At 37.3% G+C, this 24,133-nt stretch carries 23 protein-coding genes; 15 read left to right on the plus strand and 8 right to left on the minus strand.

What is annotated here, in order from left to right; genetic code table 11:
- Positions 1-124: 124 nt before the first annotated feature.
- Positions 125-604, plus strand: a complete 480-nt coding sequence (locus tag AC22L0_RS18100; protein WP_000910158.1) for a GNAT family N-acetyltransferase — start codon at positions 125-127, stop codon at positions 602-604.
- 19 nt (positions 605-623) lie between these two features.
- Here AC22L0_RS18100 and AC22L0_RS18105 read toward each other — a convergent pair whose 3' ends face one another.
- Both AC22L0_RS18105 and AC22L0_RS18110 read right to left on the minus strand, forming a co-directional pair.
- Positions 624-896, minus strand: a complete 273-nt coding sequence (locus tag AC22L0_RS18105; RefSeq protein ID WP_001043904.1) for an HU family DNA-binding protein — start codon at positions 894-896, stop codon at positions 624-626.
- Between the two features lie 140 nt (positions 897-1,036).
- Entirely contained in the window at positions 1,037-1,852 is an 816-nt protein-coding gene (locus AC22L0_RS18110) for a formate/nitrite transporter family protein (protein ID WP_000110530.1), read from the minus strand.
- A 193-nt stretch (positions 1,853-2,045) separates the two neighbouring features.
- Between AC22L0_RS18110 and AC22L0_RS18115 the strand changes: the two genes are divergently transcribed.
- The gene (locus tag AC22L0_RS18115; RefSeq protein WP_001095345.1) at positions 2,046-2,939 is read left to right on the plus strand and encodes a metallophosphoesterase; all 894 of its coding nucleotides are present in this window, start codon (positions 2,046-2,048) and stop codon (positions 2,937-2,939) included.
- A gap of 199 nt (positions 2,940-3,138) precedes the next feature.
- On the opposite strand, the gene AC22L0_RS18120 is transcribed toward AC22L0_RS18115, so the two are convergent.
- Positions 3,139-4,221 (minus strand): chitinase, encoded by a 1,083-nt coding sequence (locus AC22L0_RS18120; RefSeq protein WP_000932440.1) that lies wholly within the window; start codon positions 4,219-4,221, stop codon positions 3,139-3,141.
- A 270-nt stretch (positions 4,222-4,491) separates the two neighbouring features.
- Here AC22L0_RS18120 and gabP point away from each other — a divergent pair, with 270 nt between their 5' ends.
- The 8 genes from gabP to entD all read left to right on the plus strand — a co-directional run bounded on the left by gabP (position 4,492) and on the right by entD (position 13,488).
- Positions 4,492-5,886: a GABA permease gene (gene gabP, locus AC22L0_RS18125; protein ID WP_000360110.1), complete on the plus strand. Its 1,395-nt coding sequence runs from the start codon at positions 4,492-4,494 to the stop codon at positions 5,884-5,886.
- 156 nt (positions 5,887-6,042) lie between these two features.
- The gene (locus tag AC22L0_RS18130) at positions 6,043-6,360 is read left to right on the plus strand and encodes a hypothetical protein (RefSeq protein ID WP_103595474.1); all 318 of its coding nucleotides are present in this window, start codon (positions 6,043-6,045) and stop codon (positions 6,358-6,360) included.
- Between the two features lie 317 nt (positions 6,361-6,677).
- Positions 6,678-7,220, plus strand: a complete 543-nt coding sequence (locus AC22L0_RS18135) for a DUF420 domain-containing protein (protein WP_000228314.1) — start codon at positions 6,678-6,680, stop codon at positions 7,218-7,220.
- 116 nt (positions 7,221-7,336) lie between these two features.
- Positions 7,337-8,500 carry an iron-containing alcohol dehydrogenase gene (locus AC22L0_RS18140; RefSeq protein ID WP_001179092.1) on the plus strand — a complete coding sequence of 388 codons (1,164 nt, stop codon included), beginning with the start codon at positions 7,337-7,339 and terminating at the stop codon, positions 8,498-8,500.
- A gap of 157 nt (positions 8,501-8,657) precedes the next feature.
- A complete protein-coding gene (locus AC22L0_RS18145; RefSeq protein ID WP_000957286.1) occupies positions 8,658-9,410 on the plus strand; it encodes a DeoR/GlpR family DNA-binding transcription regulator in 753 nt (250 codons plus the stop codon).
- Positions 9,407-10,318, plus strand: a complete 912-nt coding sequence (gene pfkB / locus AC22L0_RS18150) for a 1-phosphofructokinase (protein ID WP_000640830.1) — start codon at positions 9,407-9,409, stop codon at positions 10,316-10,318. The genes AC22L0_RS18145 and pfkB overlap by 4 nt, the downstream gene beginning before the upstream one ends.
- Before the next feature lie 13 nt (positions 10,319-10,331).
- Positions 10,332-12,188, plus strand: a complete 1,857-nt coding sequence (locus AC22L0_RS18155) for a PTS fructose transporter subunit IIABC (protein WP_000704599.1) — start codon at positions 10,332-10,334, stop codon at positions 12,186-12,188.
- Positions 12,189-12,537: 349 nt separating this feature from the next.
- Positions 12,538-13,488: a cell wall-binding protein EntD gene (entD, locus tag AC22L0_RS18160; protein WP_000734613.1), complete on the plus strand. Its 951-nt coding sequence runs from the start codon at positions 12,538-12,540 to the stop codon at positions 13,486-13,488.
- 62 nt (positions 13,489-13,550) lie between these two features.
- On the opposite strand, the gene AC22L0_RS18165 is transcribed toward entD, so the two are convergent.
- The gene (locus tag AC22L0_RS18165; protein ID WP_000814426.1) at positions 13,551-13,796 is read right to left on the minus strand and encodes a hypothetical protein; all 246 of its coding nucleotides are present in this window, start codon (positions 13,794-13,796) and stop codon (positions 13,551-13,553) included.
- A 180-nt stretch (positions 13,797-13,976) separates the two neighbouring features.
- Between AC22L0_RS18165 and miaA the strand changes: the two genes are divergently transcribed.
- Both miaA and hfq read left to right on the plus strand, forming a co-directional pair.
- A complete protein-coding gene (miaA, locus tag AC22L0_RS18170) occupies positions 13,977-14,930 on the plus strand; it encodes a tRNA (adenosine(37)-N6)-dimethylallyltransferase MiaA (RefSeq protein ID WP_000504957.1) in 954 nt (317 codons plus the stop codon).
- Positions 14,931-14,951: 21 nt separating this feature from the next.
- Entirely contained in the window at positions 14,952-15,176 is a 225-nt protein-coding gene (hfq, locus tag AC22L0_RS18175) for an RNA chaperone Hfq (RefSeq protein ID WP_000813896.1), read from the plus strand.
- An 80-nt stretch (positions 15,177-15,256) separates the two neighbouring features.
- On the opposite strand, the gene AC22L0_RS18180 is transcribed toward hfq, so the two are convergent.
- Both AC22L0_RS18180 and AC22L0_RS18185 read right to left on the minus strand, forming a co-directional pair.
- Complete coding sequence (locus AC22L0_RS18180; protein ID WP_487272377.1) at positions 15,257-18,325, minus strand: Gly-Xaa-Xaa repeat protein; 3,069 nt, start codon at positions 18,323-18,325, stop codon at positions 15,257-15,259.
- 113 nt (positions 18,326-18,438) lie between these two features.
- Positions 18,439-19,404, minus strand: coding sequence for a tyrosine-type recombinase/integrase (locus AC22L0_RS18185; RefSeq protein WP_000450319.1), 966 nt, complete (start codon positions 19,402-19,404; stop codon positions 18,439-18,441).
- A gap of 113 nt (positions 19,405-19,517) precedes the next feature.
- Here AC22L0_RS18185 and spoVK point away from each other — a divergent pair, with 113 nt between their 5' ends.
- Complete coding sequence (gene spoVK / locus AC22L0_RS18190; protein ID WP_000438176.1) at positions 19,518-20,474, plus strand: stage V sporulation protein K; 957 nt, start codon at positions 19,518-19,520, stop codon at positions 20,472-20,474.
- 31 nt (positions 20,475-20,505) lie between these two features.
- Here the strand turns inward: spoVK and AC22L0_RS18195 are convergent, their stop codons facing one another.
- Together AC22L0_RS18195 and AC22L0_RS18200 are read right to left on the minus strand one after the other, a co-directional pair.
- Complete coding sequence (locus AC22L0_RS18195; protein WP_000181501.1) at positions 20,506-20,643, minus strand: hypothetical protein; 138 nt, start codon at positions 20,641-20,643, stop codon at positions 20,506-20,508.
- 99 nt (positions 20,644-20,742) lie between these two features.
- Positions 20,743-21,366 carry a trimeric intracellular cation channel family protein gene (locus tag AC22L0_RS18200; RefSeq protein ID WP_000312267.1) on the minus strand — a complete coding sequence of 208 codons (624 nt, stop codon included), beginning with the start codon at positions 21,364-21,366 and terminating at the stop codon, positions 20,743-20,745.
- 92 nt (positions 21,367-21,458) lie between these two features.
- Between AC22L0_RS18200 and hflX the strand changes: the two genes are divergently transcribed.
- Positions 21,459-22,733: a GTPase HflX gene (gene hflX, locus AC22L0_RS18205; RefSeq protein ID WP_000391395.1), complete on the plus strand. Its 1,275-nt coding sequence runs from the start codon at positions 21,459-21,461 to the stop codon at positions 22,731-22,733.
- Positions 22,726-23,997 (plus strand): methionine gamma-lyase family protein, encoded by a 1,272-nt coding sequence (locus tag AC22L0_RS18210; RefSeq protein ID WP_000460289.1) that lies wholly within the window; start codon positions 22,726-22,728, stop codon positions 23,995-23,997. The genes hflX and AC22L0_RS18210 overlap by 8 nt, the downstream gene beginning before the upstream one ends.
- The last annotated feature ends 136 nt before the right edge of the window (positions 23,998-24,133 follow it).

Raw genomic sequence — 24,133 nt, forward strand, 5'->3', positions numbered from 1 at the left:
AACAATACTTTGAATAAGTATTGTTTTTTTGTTCGTATAGAAATTAAAACGATATAATAAAGCAGAAATATAGAATCGTATGTAGTAGAAAAGTTAAGAGGTAGTTTCGTAAGGAGACTTATATATGTTAAAAGATATTATAATTAGAACATTCCAGAAAGAAGATTTAGATCAAGTATTACAATTGTTCTATGAAACAGTTCATACGGTTAATGCAAAAGATTATAATGAGTTACAGCTACAGGCGTGGGCACCGGAGCGACTAGATAGAGAAAATTGGTTACAGTCTTTAGAAAAGAATATTAGCTATGTAGCGGATCATAAAGGTGTGATTGTGGGGTTTGGGGATTATAACGATGATCGTTACGTAGATCGTTTATTTACGCATAAAGATTATCAAGGGAAAAGAGTCGCTTCATACATACTACAGAAGTTAGAAAAAGAAGCAGTGAACCTAGGGCATAGGGAGATATATACAGAGGCGAGCATTACCGCAAAACCTTTTTTTGAAAGTAAAGGTTTTATTTGCATAAAAGAACAAAAGAAACAACATAATGGTCAGATTTTTATTAATTATGTTATGAAAAAAATATCCTTCTCATAAATGAGAAGGATATTTTTCATTATTTTACAGCTTCTTTTAGTTCTTTACCAGCTTTGAAAGCAGGTACTTTAGAAGCTGCGATTTGCATTTCTTCACCAGTTTGTGGGTTACGGCCTGTACGAGCAGCTCTTTCACGAACTTCGAATGTACCGAATCCGATAAGTTGTACTTTTTCACCAGCAGCTAAAGTGTTAGTGATTGATTCTACTACAGTTTGTACAACTACAGTAGCTTCTTTTTGAGAAATCTCAGCATTTTGTGCTACGTTTTTAATTAATTCTGTTTTGTTCATGTTTTTCACCTCATATGTAAATAATGCTATTTAAGTTGTTATTATAACGTATAAAACATTCGAGAACAAGTGTACGTACATATATTCGCAAAAAAAATGAAATTTGTAATATTTTTTAGGGCACTTTATAGACATTCCATTTAAGCGGACAGAGATTTGTTCTTCATTTCAGTCTTCTCTTGATGAGCAGGTAGTTTCTTATTATAAGATATGAAGTAAGGTAGTGCTACAAATAACATACCTCCTACTAAATTTCCAAAGAAAACAAAAATAAAGTTTGGAAAATATTCAGCCCAAGTGAAATGACCGGCAAAAATGGCGGCTGGGATGACAAACATATTGGCTACAACGTGTTGAAATCCAATCGCAACAAAAGTCATAACCGGGAACCAAATACCGATAATCTTTCCGATAAATTCTTTACTTCCCATACTGAGCCAAACAGCTAAACAAACGAGCCAATTACATCCGATTGCAGAAATAAATGCTTGCAATGGTGTATCTTGTAGTTTCGCTTGAGCGATAGAAATAGTTTTTGCTAAAAAAGCTCCTTCAGTTAAGCCAACGATATGACCGAAAAAGTAGGCTACAAATACAGCCCCTATGAAATTGCTAAATGTAACAATAACTAAATTTCGTATGAAATAAAATAAAGTAATTTTCTTTTGAAGCCAGGCCATAGAAACTGTCATCATGTTACCAGTTACTAGTTCACCGCCTGCAAGAATAACGAGAATAAGGCCAATAGGGAATACAGCAGCGCCTAGAAAACTAGTAAATGATCCCCAAGCCTTTGGCATTGTTCCAATAACATGAATATCGAGTAAATACCCTAATGCTATAAAAGCACCGCCAAAAAAACCGAGAATTAACATAGGGAGTAATGATAAATGAGCTTTTTTTCTTCCGGAATTAGCAGCAAGTTCCGTAATTTCTTCTGGTGTAAATACAGACATGAATAACCCCTCCGTAATAAAATGATGGAATGAATAGAAAAAATTTCGAAAATCTATGTATTATAAAAATATGTTATGACTTCTGTATAAAATTGTCAAAGTGAATAGAGAGGGAATTACATATTGATAACATTGTTCATGTTGTCACATGAATGTAACAATAAGGATTTAAAGTGTTTCTAGAGGTGAAAACATGAATACGAATCATGTAAAAAAAGAACGAAAAAAATCAATCGTAAAGATATTTATTATTAGTTTTATAAGTATATTAATGATACCAGTAAGTTTGTATTATTATGCGACAGAAATAGAACGAAAACTAGTAACAGTTACGTGGAATGAAATAGAAGCTTCTACAATTCCTAAAGAGTTTAATAATAAAAAAATATTGCAGTTTTCAGATGTACATTTAGGACCAGAGTTTACACTGAAACAACTTGAACATTTAGTGGAGAAGATGAATGAATTACATCCAGATATAGTAGTTTTTACCGGAGATTTAATAGATAAATTTGGGTCTTATAGTGCGGAAAGAGAAGAAGCGAAGGTTATTTTGCAGAAAATTTACGCTCCCTTAGGGAAATATGCTGTGTTTGGGAATCATGATAGGGGCGGGGGCGGTAGTTTATTTTACAAAAAATATATGGAAGAAGCTGGTTTTTCTGTATTAGTAAATGAAGTACAGAAAATTAAAGTGGAAAACGGCAAATATATTATAATATCAGGTTTGGATGATTTTCTATTAGGGAAGCCGCAAATAGATTCAACTTTAAAAAACTTGAAACAAAATGATTTCAACATGTTATTAGTACATGAGCCGGATGTTGTAACCAAAATAAATCGTTACCCAGTTGATCTTCAACTGTCAGGACATAGTCACGGAGGACAAGTCCAAATTCCTTTTGTAGGTCCGTTAATTACTACCAAACTAGCTGAGCACTACGTTGAAGGTATGTATGAAGTAGAGGGGAAGAGTAAGCCGTTATATTTATATGTAAATCGTGGCATTGGGACTACTAGGATGCCTGTTAGATTTTGTAGTGTACCTGAACTTTCAATTTTTGTGTTGAAGCAAAATAGTAACTAGAATATTTAACAATATGATTCCAAGGAACGTGCGATGTTGGTCGATGGAAAAGAGTTTCTTAAAACTTTAGATGTGACAAAGTAATTTTCATAAGTAAAAAACAACAATAGGACCTATAAAGGGACCTATTGTTGTTTTTATCCTGCATTGATTGCCCATAAATGTCCGATTGATGAGGGCTAATTATAGTTTTACTTTGTTATTTTTGCAAGGAAAGACCATCAAAATATGTTCTATAGTTACTAGAGAATTCAAAGTTGTTTTTTGCATCCCAATTAATAGACCAAGACATTAGGCCGCGGAATGCAGGATAGCCACTCTGGTTAGAAAGTTTATACTTTCCTCCGAATGGAACTCCTTTAATGATATAATTTAAAGCTTTTTTCATTTCAGTTGGCGAAATGTATCCACCACTTGGAGCTGCCGCTGGTGCTGCTGGAAGCCCAATCATGACTTGATCTGAACGAAGAGCTGGGAAAATGTTATTTGCATTACCACCTACAGGAAAACCATGTAAGAGCATATCTGCCATAGCGACCTCGTAGTCTGCAGTACCTTGATTGTAGTTATTACCGTCCATTCCAATCCCGCTACCAGCGTTGTAGTGTTGAACGTGAATGTATGTTAGTTTATCTTTCACTCCGTAAATAATTGGTAAATATGCACCCCATATGCTTCCATATGCGCTATATCCGCCTTGAACATAAGCTGTTTCAGGGGCCATGCTTAATAGAAAATCTGGACCATAATGATCTGAGATTGTTCGAATAGCTGAAATAAGATTTACGATTTGAGGGGTAGTTGGGTTTTTGAAGTTAGTGTCATTTCCGTTTAAGTAAATACCTGATTCAAGGTCAATATCTATTCCGTCAAAACCGTATTTATCGATCAGAGATTGTATGGAATTAATAAAACGATCCTTAGCGGCATTGTCAGGAAGTAAAACGACCCCATTTTGTCCACCTATTGAAAGAACTACTTTCTTTCCTTTACTTTTTAAATAAGAAATATCTGATTTGAATTCTGCATCTGTACCATACACAGGAGAAAATTCAACAGTGGAACGATCACCACCAGTTTCACCAAAAGATACATTGATTACATCCCATTTTGGTGAAACGTCTTTTAATTTAATAATGCCAGTACCGTTATCAAAATTATGCCAGTATCCAACGAGTAATTTTGAACCTAAATTGTTTGCTGCTTGTGCTTGGAAAGGGGATAACGGTAGAAGTAAGAACATTACTAAAATACAACAAAAAAATTTGAACTTGTTTAACATATCAACACTCCTATACAAAAAGTTGTCTAGATGTATAATCTTGTTTATTTAATAATATCTGAAAATTCTTTCTTTTGTAAAGGGACTATAATTTTCTCAACAATTGTGTATGGGAAAGTATTAAACCTAATGTAATAATTTTTGAAGGAGGTTGAATTTTAATTGTTGAATTCAGAATATTTTGATATATTTTAAAGTATAGGACAAAATCTTTCGCACAGTACTCTTACATAAATTTCAAAATTTAGTTTGGAAGGGGATGTACAAGATTTGGATAAAAATCTAAAGAAAGACCTCAAAATACGCCACATTACAATGATTTCAATTGGCGGTGTAATAGGGGCTGGTTTGTTTGTTGGAAGTGGTGCAGTTGTACATTCGGCAGGACCAGGTTCTATCGTTTCATATGCATTAGCAGGACTTCTAGTCATTTTCGTCATGAGAATGCTAGGAGAAATGGCAGCTGTTAATCCGACAAGTGGTTCATTTGCAACGTATGCAAGAGAAGCGATTGGTCCTTGGGCGGGTTATACAATAGGCTGGTTATACTGGTTTTTTTGGGTAATTGTTATTGCAATAGAAGCCACAGCAGGTGCTGGTATTATCCAATATTGGATTCCACAAATACCGCTTTGGTTATTAAGTTTAATATTAACAATTTTATTAACGCTGACGAACGTTTTTTCGGTGAAATCATTTGGAGAGTTTGAATATTGGTTTTCTTTTATTAAAGTAATAAGTATTGTTTTGTTCCTTTGTCTAGGTCTTGCTGTTATTTTAGGATTTGTTCCAGGAACAGAAGCACCCGGCACTTCGAATTTAATTGGACAAGGTGGATTTATGCCAAACGGTATAAGTTCGGTACTGCTTGGAATTACTGTCGTTATATTTTCATTTATGGGATCAGAAATTGTAGCGGTAGCCGCAGGTGAATCTGCAGAACCTGTAAAAGCAGTAAAAACAGCAACAAACAGTGTGATTTGGCGTATTCTTGTATTTTTTATTGGGTCTATAGCGGTAGTTGTTACGCTACTGCCATGGAATTCAGCAAACATATTAAAAAGTCCATTTGTAGCTGTATTGGAACATATAGGAATACCAGCTGCGGCACAAATTATGAATTTTATCGTTTTAACAGCTGTACTCTCTTGTTTAAATTCGGGTTTATATACAAACTCAAGAATGCTTTTTTCGATGGCAGAAAGAGGAGATGCTCCAAAGGCGTTTTTGAAATTGAACAGTAGTGGTGTTCCAGTTCGGGCCGTTTTATTTGGAACTTTCTTCGCTTATATTGGCGTTGTGTTTAGTTACATTTCTCCAGATAAAGTCTTTTTGTTTTTAGTGAATGCATCTGGCGGGATTGCGTTACTAGTTTATCTCGTTATTGCAGTTTCGCATTTAAAGATGCGTAAAAAAATGGGGAAAGTGGAACAACAAAATTTGAAAGTGAAAATGTGGCTTTTTCCGTATGTAACGTATGTTACAATTGTTGCTATTATAGCAGTTTTAGTTGCGATGTTCGCAATTGATACTTTACGTTCACAAGCACTTTTAACAATGTTTGTTACTGTTCTTATCATACTTTCTTATTTTATTTTTAATAGAAATAAAAATAGCACAGTTTTGAATCCTAAAAGTAAGAATGAGGAATCTGTTCGATTCTAATTTTCTAATTTTCGAAGAGAGTTACACCCAGTCATTGCTATAAAAGAATCATATATAATCATAGAAACAAGTAATTACTATTGTCATAGTGGATATAAACTTTTTTCTTGACTTTTTATACGAAGGCGAGCAAAATGGTAAAAAAGGAAGGGGGGGATGATAATGGAAGAGTACGTATTAGAGCTGTATAACCTGTTATATACGACAGAATGGCAAGATATTGTTTCGTTTCTAGGAATCGTATTTTGCATGAAAATTGTAATTGTATATATGGAAGAGCAAGGTATGTTCTATTCCTTCTCATCCCCGTTCGATATGCAGCGCGAGCCGTTGCTAAACTATGCCAATGTGAATTACGAACAAATTCCTTTTGTTATTTTCTTTATGATTCGATTTATTACAGCAATTGTAAGGAAAAAGGAAAGTGACGATGAAGAGTGCCACTCAACTTGTAATATAGCGAATGTTTTTTAAGCTAAATACAAGGAGGAGATTTATATGTGGTTTCGATTTCTTATGATTGGTTTCTTTTCATTAACAGCAATTTCTTTAATGGGATATCAAGTGTCTGAAATTTTTCAAGCATATAGCGATACATTTTTTAACAAAAACTAATCGCGTTGCTATTTGAATAATAAAGCGATAAAATCCTTCTTAAGAAGTTTTATTAAGAAGGATTTTTTCTTTGTCTTATCTTGCTGTGTCAAACTATTGTCACATTTACACTGTGAATAGTATGTTAAAATAGTGAGGTTACGTATACATATTTGAAGGAAGAGGGAGTGACCATTTTGGTGGATCAATCAACAAATCAGAAAAGCTATGCTCCTATTGTGATAACGCTTTCTGTAATTGTAAATGCGATTATTTTATTTTTGTTCTTTGGACCTGTTGGCTATGAAGGAGAATTACATTTTGATGTAACAATTTTACCAATGTTAAATGCAATTTTTAATAGCTTTACGTTCGTATTCTTATTAGCAGCTCTATACTCTATTATTAAGAAGAATGTGAAAATGCACCGTGGTTTCATCCTGGCAGCATTTACAACGACGTTGCTATTTTGTGTTTCTTATTTATCTTATCATTACTTAGCGCCAGCAACACATTTTGGCGGAGAAGGATTCATTAAATATGTGTATTTCATCATTTTAATTACACATATTATCCTGGCGGCAATTATTGTACCGCTTGCATTGTTTGCACTTGTATTTGGTTTTACAAATCAATTAACACGTCATCGTAAAATTGTACGTTGGACGATGCCGATTTGGTTATATGTAAGTTTATCTGGTGTTATTGTTTACTTAATGATCTCACCTTATTACCAATAAAAAATCTCAGCCTGTAGGCTGGGGTTTTTTTATTAAGCAAATATTTTTGTGAAATGAAAAAAATATGGTATACAAAAGTATAGTTGCTTTTCATATAGAAGGGATGGTAAAGGAATATGCAAAATTTTGTATTTCGTAATCCAACGAAACTTATTTTCGGTAAAGGTCAATTAGAGCAGTTAAAAACTGAAATTCCACAGTTCGGTAAAAAAGTTCTTCTCGTATACGGGGGAGGCAGCATTAAAAGAAACGGTATTTATGATAATGTAATTTCTATTTTAAAGGATATAAATGCAGAAGTATTTGAATTGACAGGTGTTGAACCGAATCCACGTGTATCAACTGTAAAGAAAGGGATTCAAATTTGTAAAGAAAATGGTGTTGAATTTATTTTAGCAGTTGGTGGAGGAAGTGTGATCGACTGTACGAAGGCAATTGCAGCTGGTAGTAAGTACGATGGAGATGTATGGGATATTGTAACGAAAAAAACATTTGCTAATGAGGCATTACCATTTGGTACTGTACTTACTCTTGCAGCAACAGGATCTGAAATGAATGCAGGCTCGGTAATTACAAACTGGGAAACGAATGAAAAGTATGGATGGGGTAGCCCAGTTACTTTCCCGCAGTTTTCAATTTTAGATCCAGTTCATACTACTTCTGTACCGAAAGATCAAACCATTTACGGTATGGTAGATATTATGTCGCACGTATTAGAACAATATTTCCATCATGGAACGAATACAGAACTACAAGATCGTTATTGTGAAGCTGTTTTAAAAACAGTAATTGAGACAGCACCTAAGCTTTTAAGTGATTTAGAAAATTATGAGCATAGAGAAACTATTTTATATTGTGGTACTATGGCGTTAAACGGCATTTTAGCGATGGGAGTAAAAGGAGATTGGGCGACTCATAATATTGAGCATGCAGTTTCTGCTGTTCATGATATACCACACGGGGGTGGCCTTGCGATTTTATTCCCGAACTGGATGAAACATGTTGTAGAGGAAAATGTAAGTCGTTTTAAACAGTTCGCTATTCGTGTATTTGATATAGAAACAGATGGCAAAACAGATAAAGAAGTGGCTTTAGAAGGAATTAAGGCACTGCGTCAATTTTGGACTTCAATTGAAGCGCCAGCAACATTAGCTGATTACGGTATTGGAGAAAATGAAATTGATATAATGGCTAATAAAGCGATGGCGTATGGTGAATTTGGTAACTTTAAAAAATTAAATAAAGATGATGTTTTAAGTATATATAAAGCTTCTTTATAAGTGAATTTAGAAAAGAAACCTATTTGATTGTTTAATCGAATAGGTTTCTTTTTGCTGTTTATAAATGTTTATGGGTGTTTTTGATTATTTTTGATTGTTTGTGGTTGATTTTTGTGACCGTTTTCATTATACTGTAATCAAAGAAGAGGTGAATAAAATGTTAACTCCTGAACGTCATCAAATGATATTGCAACTTGTAAAAGAACAGAAAGTTGTAAAATTACAGCAATTAGTTGAAAGAACAGAAAGCTCTGAGTCGACAATTCGCCGTGATTTAGCACAATTGGAAAAGCAAAGGTTATTAAAAAGAGTTCATGGTGGTGCCGCTGTTTTAACAGGAAAAGGGCAAGAACCAACGATGGTTGAAAAATCATCCAAAAACATTCAAATAAAACAACAAATTGCTAATTATGCGGCTAGCGTTATTGAACAAGGTGATTGTATTTATTTAGATGCAGGAAGTACAACATTTGAAATGATTCCATTTTTAATAAATAAAGATGTGACTGTCGTTACGAATGGACTTATGCATATTGAAGCTTTAGTTGAAAATAATATTCGTGCGTATTTACTAGGTGGAATGATGAAGAGTAGGACGAAAGCTTTAATCGGTGCTATGGCACAGGAAAGTATGCAGAAGTATCGTTTTGATAAATGTTTTTTAGGTGCAAATGGTGTACATGAACAGCTTGGCTTTACAACGCCAGATCCAGAAGAAGCGCTCTTAAAACAAATGGCATTAACATTAGCAAACGAAGGATATTTCTTAATTGATGAAAGTAAGTTTTCAGAAGTTGCATTTGCGAAAATTGCAAATGTTGAAGAAGCAAATATTATTACAAACCATTTAGAAATTGATTTAGAAAAATATAAAAGACAAACCAATGTAATTGAGGCTGATAAACAATGATCTATACAGTTACTTTAAACCCATCTATTGATTATGTAGTACAAGTTAATTCTTTTGATTTAGGCGCAGTCAATCGAGCAGAGAAAGATATGAAGTTTCCTGGAGGAAAAGGGATTAATGTTTCTCGCGTTCTTCATCGTTTAGGTGTGGAAAATATAGCACTTGGATTTACTGGTGGATTCACCGGTCAATTTATTAAAGGTGTATTACAGGCGGAAGGCGTAATGACAAACTTCATCCAAGTAGACGGAGATTCCCGAATTAATGTGAAAATAAAAGGGCAAGAAGAGACAGAATTAAATGGGCAAGGTCCTAATGTGACAAATGAGCAATTTGAACAATTAATGAAACAAATCGAAAGTATGAAGCAGGGAGATTGCGTTGTGCTAGCTGGAAGTGTACCTGCATCTATCCCAACTACCTTTTATGAATCAATCGCAGCGCTCGGAGCTGAAAAAGGTATTCGAGTAGTAGTCGATGCGAGTGGAAGTGCACTGCAGCATGTAATTAAAAATAAGCCATTTTTAATTAAGCCAAACCATCATGAACTTGGTGAGTTGTTTGGAGTGGAGCTTTCAACAGTAGAGGACGTTTTACCTTATGGAAGAAAATTAATTGAACAAGGTATAAAACACGTTATCGTATCGATGGCTGGAGAGGGAGCTTTATTATTTACGGCAGAAGGTATATATGAAGCGACTGTTCCAAAAGGTGTTGTAATTAATTCAGTTGGGGCCGGAGATTCTCTTGTTGCAGGGTTTGTAGGCAAATATGAACAGACAAAAGATATTGAAAAGGCATTTCAATACGGCGTTGCAACAGGGAGTGCAACAGCATTTTCAGCTGATTTATGTAAGAAGGAAAAAGTAGAAGAATTATTGTCGCAAGTAATTGTAGCTAAGCGATAGGGGGAAGCAACATATGAAAATTACAGAACTATTAAAAAGAGATACAGTCATTATGGATTTGACAGCTTCAAATAAAGAAGCTGTCATAGATGAATTAGTTGAGAAATTAAATGGGGCAAATCGTTTAAATAGTAAAATGGAATTTAAAGAAGCTATTTTAAAGCGGGAGTCCCAAAGTACGACTGGAATAGGGGAAGGTATTGCAATACCTCATGCGAAGACAAAGGCTGTTAAACAACCATCGATTTGTTTTGGTAGAAGTGTAAGCGGTATCAATTATGAGTCGCTTGACGGACAGCCAGCACACTTATTCTTTATGATTGCTGCAAGTGAAGGAGCGAATAATACTCATTTAGAAACGTTGTCTCGTTTATCGACATTATTAATGGATGAAGGATTTCGCAAGCAACTATTAGAAGCAAAGGATGAAAGTGAGCTTCTTCAACTATTTGATGAAAAAGAGAATGAAAAAGAAGAAGAGATTGAAGTCGCAAAACCAGAAGTAAATGAACCGTACGTACTTGCTGTTACAGCTTGTCCAACTGGAATCGCTCACACATATATGGCAGCGGATAGCTTAAAAGCAAAAGCGACAGAGTTAGGAATAGCGATTAAAGTTGAAACAAACGGATCGACAGGTATTAAAAACGGTTTAACGAAAGAGGATATTGAACGTGCAACAGCTATTATTGTTGCGGCGGATAAACAAGTAGAAATGAATCGTTTTGCTGGTAAACATGTCATTCAAGTACCAGTCGCTGATGGGATTAGAAAAACGGAAACACTTCTTAATCGAGCTGTAAAGCAAGATGCACCAATCTTTAAAGGTGTAAAAGAAGATGGAAAGGCAGAAAGTACGGAAAAAGAAAAAGGATTAGGAATTTATAAGCATTTAATGAATGGCGTAAGTAATATGCTTCCGTTCGTTGTTGGCGGCGGGATTTTAATAGCGCTAGCGTTTTCGTTTGGTGGTATAAAGGCGGAAGGTCCTTTAGCTGAATTGTTCATGTCAATTGGTGGAGGAAAAACAGGTGCGTTTTTATTCCTTGTACCAATTTTAGCTGGATTTATTGCAAGTTCTATTGCTGATCGTCCTGGTTTTATGCCTGGTGTTGTAGGTGGATTTTTAGCGGCGAATGCGAATGCTGGCTTTTTAGGTGGATTAATTGCTGGTTTCTTAGCTGGATATGTTGTTTTAGGGTTGAAAAGATTATTTTCAGGACTACCAGTACAATTAGAAGGAATTAAACCTGTTTTGTTATATCCAGTCTTTGGATTATTGATTACAGGAGTTGTAATGCAAAAAGCAGTGATTCCGCCTGTAGTAGCATTAAATGAAATGTTGACAGGGTGGTTAAATGGTTTAAACGGTACGAATGCTATATTACTAGGTCTTATTTTAGGTGGTATGATGGCAATTGATATGGGTGGTCCAATTAATAAAGCGGCGTTTACGTTTGGTATTGCTGCAATAGAAGCACAGAATTTTGGAGTGCACTCAGCAGTTATGGCTGGTGGTATGGTACCGCCACTTGCGATTGCATTTGCAACTACATTCTTTAAATCAAAGTTTACAGAAGCGGAACGTAAATCTGGTTTAACAAATTATATTATGGGAGCATCGTTCATTACAGAAGGTGCGATTCCGTTTGCAGCTGCAGATCCGGTTCGAGTAATTGTAAGTTGTGTTGTTGGTTCAAGTATTGCAGGTGCGTTATCTATGTTATTCCAAATTACATTACCAGCACCGCATGGTGGATTATTTGTAATAGCGTTAGTAAATAAACCGTTACTATATATTTTCTCTATATTAATTGGAACGATTGTCTCGGCTATTATGCTAGGTGTTTGGAAAAAGAAAGTTCAATAACAAATGAAAAGAGAGCAGCTTTTAGTAGCTACTCTCTTTTTATTACAAAAAAATAGGTTAACAATTAAATATTGATGTTTTTTGGTAAAAGATGTAACGAATTGTGAATTTTTTGTAACAAAAAAGTAACACTGTAATTTTTTCTGGAAAAAAGTTCTTGTGCTCGTATATGAAAAATATATGAAAACCACTGGAGATTGTATGAGAAATACATTTTATTAATATGGAAATTTATGTTACAACTCGTTAATCGTATATTACGAATGCTTTGTAATTGTGTGATTTCTAAAAATTCTAAAAATCTGTTGCTATAATGAAAATACGAAAACAAAGCAAATGGAGGCTATTCATGAAAAAATTATTAGGTATAGCAACAGCAGCAGTTTTTGGTCTTGGGATTTTTGCGGGTTCTGCTAAAGCGGAAACAATTGTAACAACAGACGTATTAAATGTTAGAGAAAACCCAAATGTAGAGTCAAAGCTTGTAGGTAAAGTGTTAAGTGGGAATACACTAGATGTTATAAATACAGAAAATGGATGGACAAAAATTAAGTTGAACGGTAAGGAAGCGTTTGTAAGTGCCGATTTTACAAAGAGCACATATTATGTAACGGCGGGCGTATTAAATGTTCGTGCTGGAGCGAATACTGATTCTGAAATTTTAGGTAAACTTAATAAAAATGATGTGATTGAAACGACGAATCAAGTTCAAAATGAATGGTTACAATTCGACTACAATGGAAAAGTTGGATATGTTCACGTGCCATTTTTAACAGGAACAGCACCTGTAATCGAAAAGAAAGAGGTTGTAGCTCAAGAAGAAGCGCCAGCTAGAACAAATACGCCGGTTAAAAATAATACAGTAGTTAAGAATAAAGAGTCTGTTAAGAGTAACGATTCTATTAAGAATGTAGAATCAAGTAAACCTGTGGTAAAAGAAAAACCGGCTGCAAAACCAGTTGCAAAATCTACTGAAACAAGTGCGCCTACTGGTGGTCGTGAAATTACAGTAGAAGCGACGGCATATACAGCAGATCCGAGTGAGAATGGTTCGTATGGTGGTCGTGTATTAACTGCAATGGGGCATGATTTAACAGCAAATCCAAATATGAAAGTAATTGCTGTTGATCCGAAAGTAATTCCGCTTGGATCAAAAGTATGGGTAGAAGGATATGGAGAAGCGATTGCTGGAGACACTGGTGGTGCGATTAAAGGAAATCGTATTGATGTATTAGTCGGTTCAGATGGTAGTGCTAATAGCTGGGGGCGCAAATCTGTAAAAGTGAAAGTTATACAATAGGTTATCGATATTAATATAAAAAGCGGTTGCTTGAAATTATGTAAGCAGCCGCTTTTTATGGATTATTGAAATGGATAAATAGTTTTACCTGTAATAATTTTATATGCACTGCAAAATTGCGTTTGTATATATTCTGTATTTTTATTTTCTGGATGTAATGTTGTTTCATGGAGGGTAGAATGAAAAGCCCGTAGTAAACAATTTAGGGCGAAGTATAATTCCTCTTGTGAACAATTTTGTTCTTTTATAGAAGTAGCTAAAATGAGGTCTTTTGTCAAAGATGAAAAATTGATGGTGGATTGTTTCATAGTTAACTCATCCTCTCGAAACTATTTTTATCATGTATATGCAGAATTGGACAAACTATGTTCTTTTTTCTGTATAATTTCATGTACCGAAATGAAAGAACTTGCAATCATGCCGTTAAAATTGGTAAGATTGGGTATAATCAATAGATGGAGTATATTACATAAAGAGAGTTGAATGATATGGGAGAAGTGCAACGTGAAAAAGTTGCTGTCATCATTGGACCAACTGCTGTTGGAAAGACGAAGTTAAGTATCAATCTTGCCAAAGCGTTGAACGGTGAAATTATTAGTGGTGATTCCATGCAGATCTATCGAACGATGGATATTGGAACTGCAAAGGTAACAAAAGCAGAGATGGACGGAATTCCACATTATATGATCGATATAAAAAATCCGGAAGATTCATTTTCTGTCGCGGAATTTCAAGAACGTGTTCGCAAGCATATTCGAGAAATTACAGAACGTGGTAAATTACCAATTATAGTTGGTGGGACCGGTCTTTATATACAATCTGTTTTATTCGATTATCAGTTTACAGATGATGCTGGTGATGTGATATACCGAGAGCAAATGGAAAAGTTAGCTTTAGAACGCGGTGTGGAATATGTACATAAAAAATTGCAAGAAGTAGATCCAGAAAGTGCGGAGCGTATTCACGCAAATAATGTACGACGTGTCATTCGGGCGTTAGAAATTTTCCACACGTCGGGTGAAAAAATGAGTGAACAAATTGAGAAACAAGAAAAAGAGTTACTCTATGATGTTTCATTAATTGGCTTGACAATGGATCGGGAAATGCTATACGATCGCATTAACTTACGAGTGGATTTGATGATGGAACAAGGCCTATTAGAGGAAGTAGAAGGGCTGTATAATAGAGGGATACGAGATTGTCAATCTATTCAAGCGATTGGATATAAAGAAATCTATGATTATTTTGAGAATCGAGTTTCTTTAGAAGATGCGGTATCACAATTAAAGACGAATTCGCGTCGTTATGCAAAGCGTCAATTAACGTGGTTCCGTAATAAAATGGATGTCACGTGGTTTGATGTTACAAACGGTGAAAAAACGTCAGAAATTTTACGATACATAGAAGGAAAGTTACAAGTAAAGTCGAATAATAGTAAGTAGAGAAAAAGAGGAGGATTCGACATGAAGCAATCAATCAATATTCAAGATCAGTTTTTAAATCAACTCCGTAAAGAAAATACGTTTGTTACGCTGTACTTATTAAATGGTTTCCAGCTTCGTGGACTAATTAAAGGGTTTGATAATTTTACAGTCCTGCTGGAAACAGAAGGTAAGCAACAGCTTATTTATAAACATGCAATTTCTACATTTGTACCACAAAAAAATGTTTCAATTGAATTAGAATAGTAATGAATTATTGTACATAACAAAAAAGAGCGAGTTTCCTCGCTCTTTTTTTATTTGTCATAAACAATATATAGTGAAATTTAAGCGATTCTAAATACAGTAAGGCGGATGTTAGTATTTCCTGTTGCAGGGATCGTAATCTCATTAAGTGTAGATTGGACAGAGATTCTTGCACCAGCTGCTAATGTTTCTATTGTAGTAAATGAAAGTGAGTCGCCTATTAAATTTGAAGAGAAATTATCAGTTGCGACTGCTCCATTAATTGAAATTCCTACTCCGAGTGGAGCGCATCCTGGCGCAGTTGTAGAAATGGATACGCTAATTACATAAATACCACCGTTAATAACAGTAACTGTATCTGTGCCGTTGAAGATAATATTGTTTACGTTAATTGCAGTACTAAAAATAAAATTATTAAATTGCAGTACTGTTTGCTGAATATTGTTTGTTACAACAATTGTTGCTATAGGGAAGCTAGGTCCAGTAGGCCCAGTAGGTCCGGTAGGTCCACCAGAAGGTCCAGTAGGTCCAGTAACTCCTATGCCAGTAGCGCCGGTAGCACCCGTTGGTCCTTGAATGCCTTGAGGCCCGGTAGCGCCTGTGTTACCTTGAACACCTTGAGGTCCAGTGGCACCGGTAGCGCCTGTGTTACCTTGAACACCTTGAGGTCCAGTGGCACCAGTAGCGCCTGTGTTACCTTGAGCACCTTGAGGTCCAGTGGCACCAGTAGCGCCAGTAGCACCCGTGTTACCTTGAACACCTTGAGGTCCAGTGGCACCGGTAGCGCCTGTGTTACCTTGAACACCTTGAGGTCCAGTGGCACCAGTAGCGCCTGTGTTACCTTGAACACCTTGAGGTCCAGTAGCACCAGTAGCACCTGTGTTACCTTGAGCGCCTTGAGGTCCAGTAGCGCCAGTAGCACCTGTGTTACCTTGAACACCTTGAGGTCCAGTAGCACCAGTAGCGCCGGTAGCGCCTGTGTTACCTTGAACACCTTGAGGTCCAGTGGCACCAGTAGCACCTGTGTTACCTTGAGCGCCTTGAGGTCCAGTAGCGCCAGTAGCACCTGTGTTACCTTGAACACCTTGAGGTCCAGTGGCACCAGTAGCGCCGGTAGCGCCTGTGTTACCTTGAACACCTTGAGGTCCAGTGGCACCAGTAGCACCTGTGTTACCTTGAACACCTTGAGGTCCAGTAGCACCAGTAGCGCCTGTGTTACCTTGAGGTCCAGTGGCACCAGTAGCACCTGTGTTACCTTGAACACCTTGAGGTCCAGTAGCACCAGTAGCGCCTGTGTTACCTTGAGCGCCTTGAGGTCCAGTAGCGCCTGTGTTACCTTGAACACCTTGAGGTCCAGTAGCACCAGTAGCACCCGTGTTACCTTGAGGTCCCTGAGGTCCAGTGGCACCAGTAGCACCCGTGTTACCTTGAGCACCTTGAGGTCCAGTAGCGCCAGTAGCACCTGTGTTACCTTGAGGTCCAGTAGCGCCTGTGTTACCTTGAACACCTTGAGGTCCAGTAGCGCCCGTGTTACCTCGAGGCCCAGTGGCACCGGTAGCGCCAGTAGCGCCCGTGTTACCTCGAGGCCCAGTGGCACCGGTAGCGCCAGTAGCGCCCGTGTTACCTCGAGGCCCAGTGGCACCGGTAGCGCCAGTAGCGCCCGTGTTACCTTGAGGTCCAGTGGCGCCAGTAGCGCCCGTGTTACCTTGAGGCCCAGTAGCGCCAGTAGCGCCCGTATTACCTCGAGGCCCAGTGGCACCGGTAGCGCCTGTGTTACCTCGAGGCCCAGTGGCACCGGTAGCGCCAGTAGCGCCCGTGTTACCTTGAGGTCCAGTGGCACCAGTAGCGCCTGTGTTACCTCGAGGCCCAGTGGCACCGGTAGCGCCAGTAGCGCCCGTGTTACCTCGAGGTCCAGTGGCACCGGTAGCGCCAGTAGCGCCCGTGTTACCTCGAGGCCCAGTAGCGCCGGTAGCGCCCGTGTTACCTCGAGGCCCAGTGGCACCGGTAGCGCCAGTAGCGCCCGTGTTACCTTGAGGTCCAGTGGCACCAGTAGCACCTGTGTTACCTTGAACACCTTGAGGTCCAGTAGCACCAGTAGCGCCTGTGTTACCTTGAGGTCCAGTGGCACCAGTAGCACCTGTGTTACCTTGAACACCTTGAGGTCCAGTAGCACCAGTAGCGCCTGTGTTACCTTGAGCGCCTTGAGGTCCAGTAGCGCCTGTGTTACCTTGAACACCTTGAGGTCCAGTAGCACCAGTAGCACCCGTGTTACCTTGAGGTCCCTGAGGTCCAGTGGCACCAGTAGCACCCGTGTTACCTTGAGCACCTTGAGGTCCAGTAGCGCCAGTAGCACCTGTGTTACCTTGAGGTCCAGTAGCGCCTGTGTTACCTTGAACACCTTGAGGTCCAGTAGCGCCCGTGTTACCTCGAGGCCCAGTGGCACCGGTAGCGCCAGTAGCGCCCGTGTTACCTCGAGGCCCAGTAGCGCCGGTAGCGCCCGTGTTACCTCGAGGCCCAGTGGCACCGGTAGCGCCAGTAGCGCCCGTGTTACCTTGAGGTCCAGTGGCGCCAGTAGCGCCCGTGTTACCTTGAGGCCCAGTAGCGCCAGTAGCGCCCGTGTTACCTCGAGGCCCAGTGGCACCAGTAGCGCCTGCTGGTCCAGTAGGTCCGGTAGGTCCTTGAATGAACGAAGCAGAATTAACTAGAGCAGTTTGTAATGCTGCTATTAATTTAAGGAGCTCTTGAAGTGTGCAAGGGTCAATTCGGAATAATTTTGTAATGTATAGTAAATAGTTAATGAGATTTTGAAGCTCAATAAATACAGCGCTTGCTACAAAGGTTGGATTTCTTAATATAGTTATTAAGTTTTTAATAATAGCTAACCCTTGTGCTTTCAGGGAGGAAGTAGCGTCTAGTGAACAAATAAATTTACTCAGTAGGTTCAATGTATCGATTAGGTCTTCAATATTTTGGGGAGATGGATTTGCGAAAAGTTTTGGGATTATTTTTGTTAAATCAATAATAATCGCACGAAATGTTCTAAGTTGAGCTTTAGTAATTGGGATTGATGGAGTATTCGGGATTCGTCCGGCGCTACTTGGAAAGCATGGTTTGGAGAATTTGTTTTGATTGTCGTTATAACGAGACATTAAATCTCTCCTTTCTCACGAAAATGTGAACGAAACTCATCATAGTAGATGCAGAAATTAGTTAAATGGTCATAGTAAAATCGTTTGTTTAAAGAAAAAATAGAAAAAACGCCTTACAATAAGGCGTTTTTTCTATTTTCTGCGTATTGATAATATCGCTTTAAGGAAATTTTTGATTTGAATCCAGCGAGTTTTATAATTTCTGATTCAGGAGTTTCTTTTTTTATTAAGTTTAAAATATAGGTGTTACGAAAATGTTGTCCTGAAATTCCTTTACGTAAATTGGCTCTAGCCACTTCGAGGCGAATCATTTTTTGTATAGCAATTTCCGTTAATGCCTTTGGTGCATCATTTTCATATACCCACCTGTATGTTCCACGGTTAAAATCGAATGCGACAAATAATGGATCATCACTATGGTATTTAGGACGAACTGGTTCTGGGATGCTTTTGTAATAATTATATAGTTGTTTTTTGTCTTCTTTTGCTAATGTAATTGTTCTTTCTACACCTGCGGTTGCTGGGATTGATAATGTATTAGTTTCAAAGTGAACGTGATGCATTGTTAATGCTGTAAGTTCCTGTAAGGATAAACCGTAGTCAATCAATAGATTTAAAATAGCAATATTGCGATCCATTAATAAGGGGCGCACAGGAAGTTGTTTTTCTGAAAGTCCTTCTAATGAAGTGACTATATACTTTAACCTTTTTTCTTCATCAGGTGAAATGAAATCTTCGTTACGAAGTGTACGGTCTGGTTGAATAGATATTTCCATATTCTTCAATGGATTAGGAATGTTTAGAAAATGATGCATTCTATTTAGTACAATAAATACACGATGCATCGTTTTTTCTGAGTAATGTCGATTCGTTTTTAAATCGGAAAAGTAATCTTCGTAGTCTTTTGTACAAAGTGTAGCCCATATATTACTGGAAGGGAGCTTTTTGTTTTTTTCTAACCAATGTCCGAAGTCTTCAATGTCATAAACATAACGTTTAATAGTTGAGGGTTTTCGGCCTTTATTCAATAAAAAAATAGAAAAGGCTTGTATTGTATCATGGAATTCCGTTGTCTCCATAGTCCCACCACCTTAATTATTTCTTATATTATAGCAAACTTTTCTGAAAATAGGCATTTACAAGGGGGACAGGAATAATAATATTTGGTGAGTGGATAAAATGAGGTGATTGTATGGAACAATCGATGCGAAAGAAAAACAACAATCAAATTAATATTGTGTTAAACCATCGAAAGAAAATTTCTTTGCCAGCCGCAGAAAATAAAACGGTAATTTCAAATGAAACTGCAATTAAACATGAAATGCTGCAGAGAATTGAAGAAGAGATGGGGAAGCTTGTTGGGATGGAGGATATAAAAAAGATAATAAAAGAAATATATGCTTGGATTTATGTGAATAAAAAAAGACAAGAAAAGGGATTGAAGTCAGAGAAGCAAGTACTTCATATGCTGTTTAAAGGGAATCCAGGTACAGGGAAGACAACTGTTGCTAGAATGATAGGAAAATTGCTGTTTGAGATGAATATTCTATCGAAAGGCCACTTGGTTGAAGCTGAACGTGCTGATCTTGTAGGAGAGTACATCGGCCATACAGCCCAAAAAACAAGAGATTTAATAAAAAAAGCAATGGGAGGTATTTTGTTTATTGATGAGGCGTATTCTTTAGCTCGAGGAGGAGAGAAGGACTTTGGAAAAGAAGCAATTGATACGCTTGTAAAACATATGGAAGATAAACAACATGGTTTTGTATTGATTTTAGCTGGATATTCAAGAGAGATGAATCACTTTCTTTCATTAAATCCAGGGCTTCAATCTCGTTTTCCATTTATTATTGAGTTTGCGGATTACTCGGTAAATCAGCTATTGGAAATTGGGAAGAGAATGTATGAAGATCGTGAATATCAGTTATCAAAAGAAGCTGAATGGAAATTTAGGGATCATTTACATGCGGTGAAGTATTCGTCGCAAATTACATCGTTTAGTAATGGGCGATATGTACGGAATATTGTTGAAAAATCAATTCGTACACAGGCGATGCGGTTGTTGCAAGAAGATGCGTATGATAAAAATGATTTAATTGGAATATCGAGTGTGGATTTGATGCTCGAAGAGGAGACGCACAGTACATAAACTGTGCGTCAATTTTTGTGTATAAGTTCGTTTACTCTTTTTTTGCTTTTTCTTGGTGTGTTTTATGGAAGTGTTCCATTTTAGCGCTCTTTTCGTGTGCTGAATTAGGATCGTGTCCAAATTGATTTACTGAGCTTTTTTGAGCTCCTTTATTAACGTGGTTTGTCATTTGTATTCACCTCACTTTAAAAATTAGTATAAACATTATATAAAGAAAAAATCGTTAGAAAAGAAAAACCTCTTTACGATATGTAAAGAGGTTAGATTGCTATTTATGCATTGAACGTTCTTTCGTTTCGATACGTCTGTGCGGTAAATGCCATTTGTAATGAATAGAAACCATGCGGAAGCAAACAATTAAAATGAATAGAATGTAAAGAGCCCAATCGCTAACAATAATTTGAGCTCCAATTAAGAAACCTGCTAAAATTGTCCAAAAGGCATATACTTCAGCTCGAAGAACGAGAGGTTTTCTGCGGGCTAAAAGATCGCGAATGATACCGCCGCCGATACCAGTTAAAACAGCTGCTACAATTGTGGCGCTAATTGGTAAATTTAATTTTTGGGCATATAATGCTCCTTGTACAGCAAATGCCGATAAGCCGATAGCGTCAGTGATATTTTCCCACTTTTTCCAATGTCTAATTAACTTATTTGGAAAAAGAAAAATAATAGTCATTGATAAAAGTGCGATTTGGAATAACATGTCTTGTTGCCAAAACGCGACAATCGGATAACCGATTAATAAATTACGAAGGGCACCTCCCCCAAATGCGGTTGCCATTCCTAAAATATACACCCCGAAAATATCATAATCCTCTTCCATTGCAACAATGGCTCCGCTTAGTGCGAAAGCGATTGTGCCTATGATGCTAAAAATCTCCCATGCCATGAATTTTCTCCCCCGCTAACTAGATGAAATGTGCTTCCTCTGCTATTATATTAGAAGGTTTAAATTTCGAAAAGGATGAGTGAACATATTTGATGGAAGAAAAAGAAAAAGTCATATTAGTAGGCTGTCAATTGCCACAAGATGATGATGAAAAATTTATGCATTCCATGAAAGAGCTTGCATCACTAGCGAAGACTGCACGAGCAGAATTGTTAGTGTCAACAACGCAAAAACGACCAAAGTTTCATCCGGCAACTTACATAGGTAAAGGGAAATTAGAAGAGCTTACAATGTTAACTGAAGAGTTAGAGCCGGATGTTATTGTATTTAATAATGAATTAACGCCGAGTCAAATTCGGAATTTATCCTCAGTATTAGATGCGAGAGTAATTGATCGAACGCAACTAATACTGGATATTTTTGCGCAACGTGCGAAGTCGAGGGAAGGTAAGCTTCAAGTAGAATTAGCTCAGTTGCAATATACAATGCCGCGTCTTATGGGGCAAGGATTGTCCTTATCGCGTCTTGGTGGTGGTATTGGAACAAGAGGACCGGGTGAGACGAAATTAGAGACGGATCGTCGTCATATTCGATCGCGTATTGATGAAATAAAGAAACAACTTGCAGTTGTTGTGGAACATCGAAAAAGATATCGTGAGAGAAGAAAAGATAATAAAGTATTTCAAGTGTCATTAATAGGGTATACAAATGCAGGGAAATCGACACTGTTTAATAGATTAACGGAAGCTGATACGTTTGAAGAAAACCTTCTGTTTGCAACATTAGACCCAACGACAAGGAAGATGCCGTTACCTTCTGGTTATACAGTATTACTAACTGATACTGTTGGTTTTATACAAGATTTACCTACTTCATTAATCGCTGCTTTTCGTTCAACACTGGAAGAAGCGGGGGAAGCAGATGTCATTTTACATGTAGTTGATTCCGCGGATCCTAACTACATAGGGCATGAAAAAACAGTAAAAAGATTATTATCAGAACTTGAAATTAACCATATTCCTGTTATTACGTTATATAATAAAAAAGATGAATTACATCAAAACTTTATTCCGTTTCCGAAAAGTGATTTCTTAATGACTAGTGCTTTTGAAGAAAGTGATTTATTGCGTATAAAAGAAGCGATAGAAACGAAGATGAAGAAAGAAATGGATCGTTATCGAGTGGAAATCCCTCCGAGTGAAGGTAAGTTGTTAACGCTTTTAAAGACGGAAACTCTATTAGCAAAGATGGAGTTTCTAGAAGATAAATTTGTATATGATTGTGCAGGGTATATTTTTACTCATTCATCGCTTAATGTGCAATTAAAGAGATTTTTAGTGGAAGAAGGAGAAAATAAAAATGTTTGATCGTTTGAAAAATGGAGAAAAAATTGCTCCAATCGTAAAAGAAGTAGAGAGTCAGATTACAGAAGTACATAAACGTGCGGATGAAGTAATTGAAAGCAATCAGTTTCGTGTATTAGAAAGTTTTCGTAAACATAAAATTAGTGACTCGCATTTTATCCCGACAACAGGTTATGGTTATGATGATATTGGCCGTGATACGTTAGAAAAAGTGTATGCTGATGTATTTGGGGCGGAAGCTGGACTTGTTCGTCCGCAAATTATTTCAGGTACTCACGCTATCTCTACAGCGTTATTTGGTATTTTACGCCCGGGAGATGAGTTATTGTATATCACTGGGAAACCGTATGATACGTTAGAGGAAATTGTTGGTGTGCGTGGGAAAGGTGTAGGTTCATTTAAAGAATATAATATCGGTTACAATGCAGTTCCGCTAACTGAAGCTGGGCTTGTTGATTTTGAGGCTGTTGCAGCAGCGATTCATAATAATACGAAAATGATCGGTATTCAGCGCTCGAAAGGTTATGCTACTCGTCCATCGTTTACTATTTCTCAAATTAAAGAGATGATCGCGTTTGTTAAAGAAATTAAACCTGATGTTGTTGTGTTTGTAGATAACTGTTATGGCGAGTTTATTGAAGAGCAAGAGCCATGTCATGTTGGTGCAGATTTAATGGCGGGTTCGCTTATTAAAAACCCGGGCGGCGGAATTGTTAAAACTGGTGGTTATATTGTCGGGAAAGAACAGTATGTTGAAGCGTGTGCATATCGTTTAACATCTCCGGGAATTGGCGCGGAAGCTGGAGCGTCTTTATACAGTCTGCAAGAAATGTATCAAGGGTTCTTCTTAGCGCCACATGTTGCAGGACAAGCGCTGAAAGGTGCAATTTTTACAGCTGCGTTTTTAGAAAAGTTAGGAATGAACACGTCACCAGCGTGGAATGCACCAAGAACAGACTTAATTCAATCTGTTCAATTTGATGATAAAGACCGTATGATTGCCTTCTGCCAAGCGATTCAATATGCATCTCCAATTAATTCGCATTTTACTCCGTATGCAAACTATATGCCAGGCTATGAAGATGATGTAATTATGGCTGCGGGAACATTTATTCAAGGTGCAAGTATTGAATTGTCTGCTGATGGTCCAATTCGTCCGCCTTATGTTGCTTACGTCCAAGGTGGGTTAACTTATTCACATGTGAAGATTGCGATTTGTTCTGCAATTGATGCATTAATTGAAAAAGAATTATTAACAATTTCTTAAGGGGAAGCTGTCGATTTCGGCAGCTTTTTTCGTATAAAAGTAATGATTTATGCGATTAGAAAAAAGAATGAAAAAATTCATAAAAAAAATTATAAAAAATCATGTAAGAAAAGCTAACATCTATTGACACTAAACA

It is taken from the genome of Bacillus sp. LQ01, from assembly GCF_057624735.1.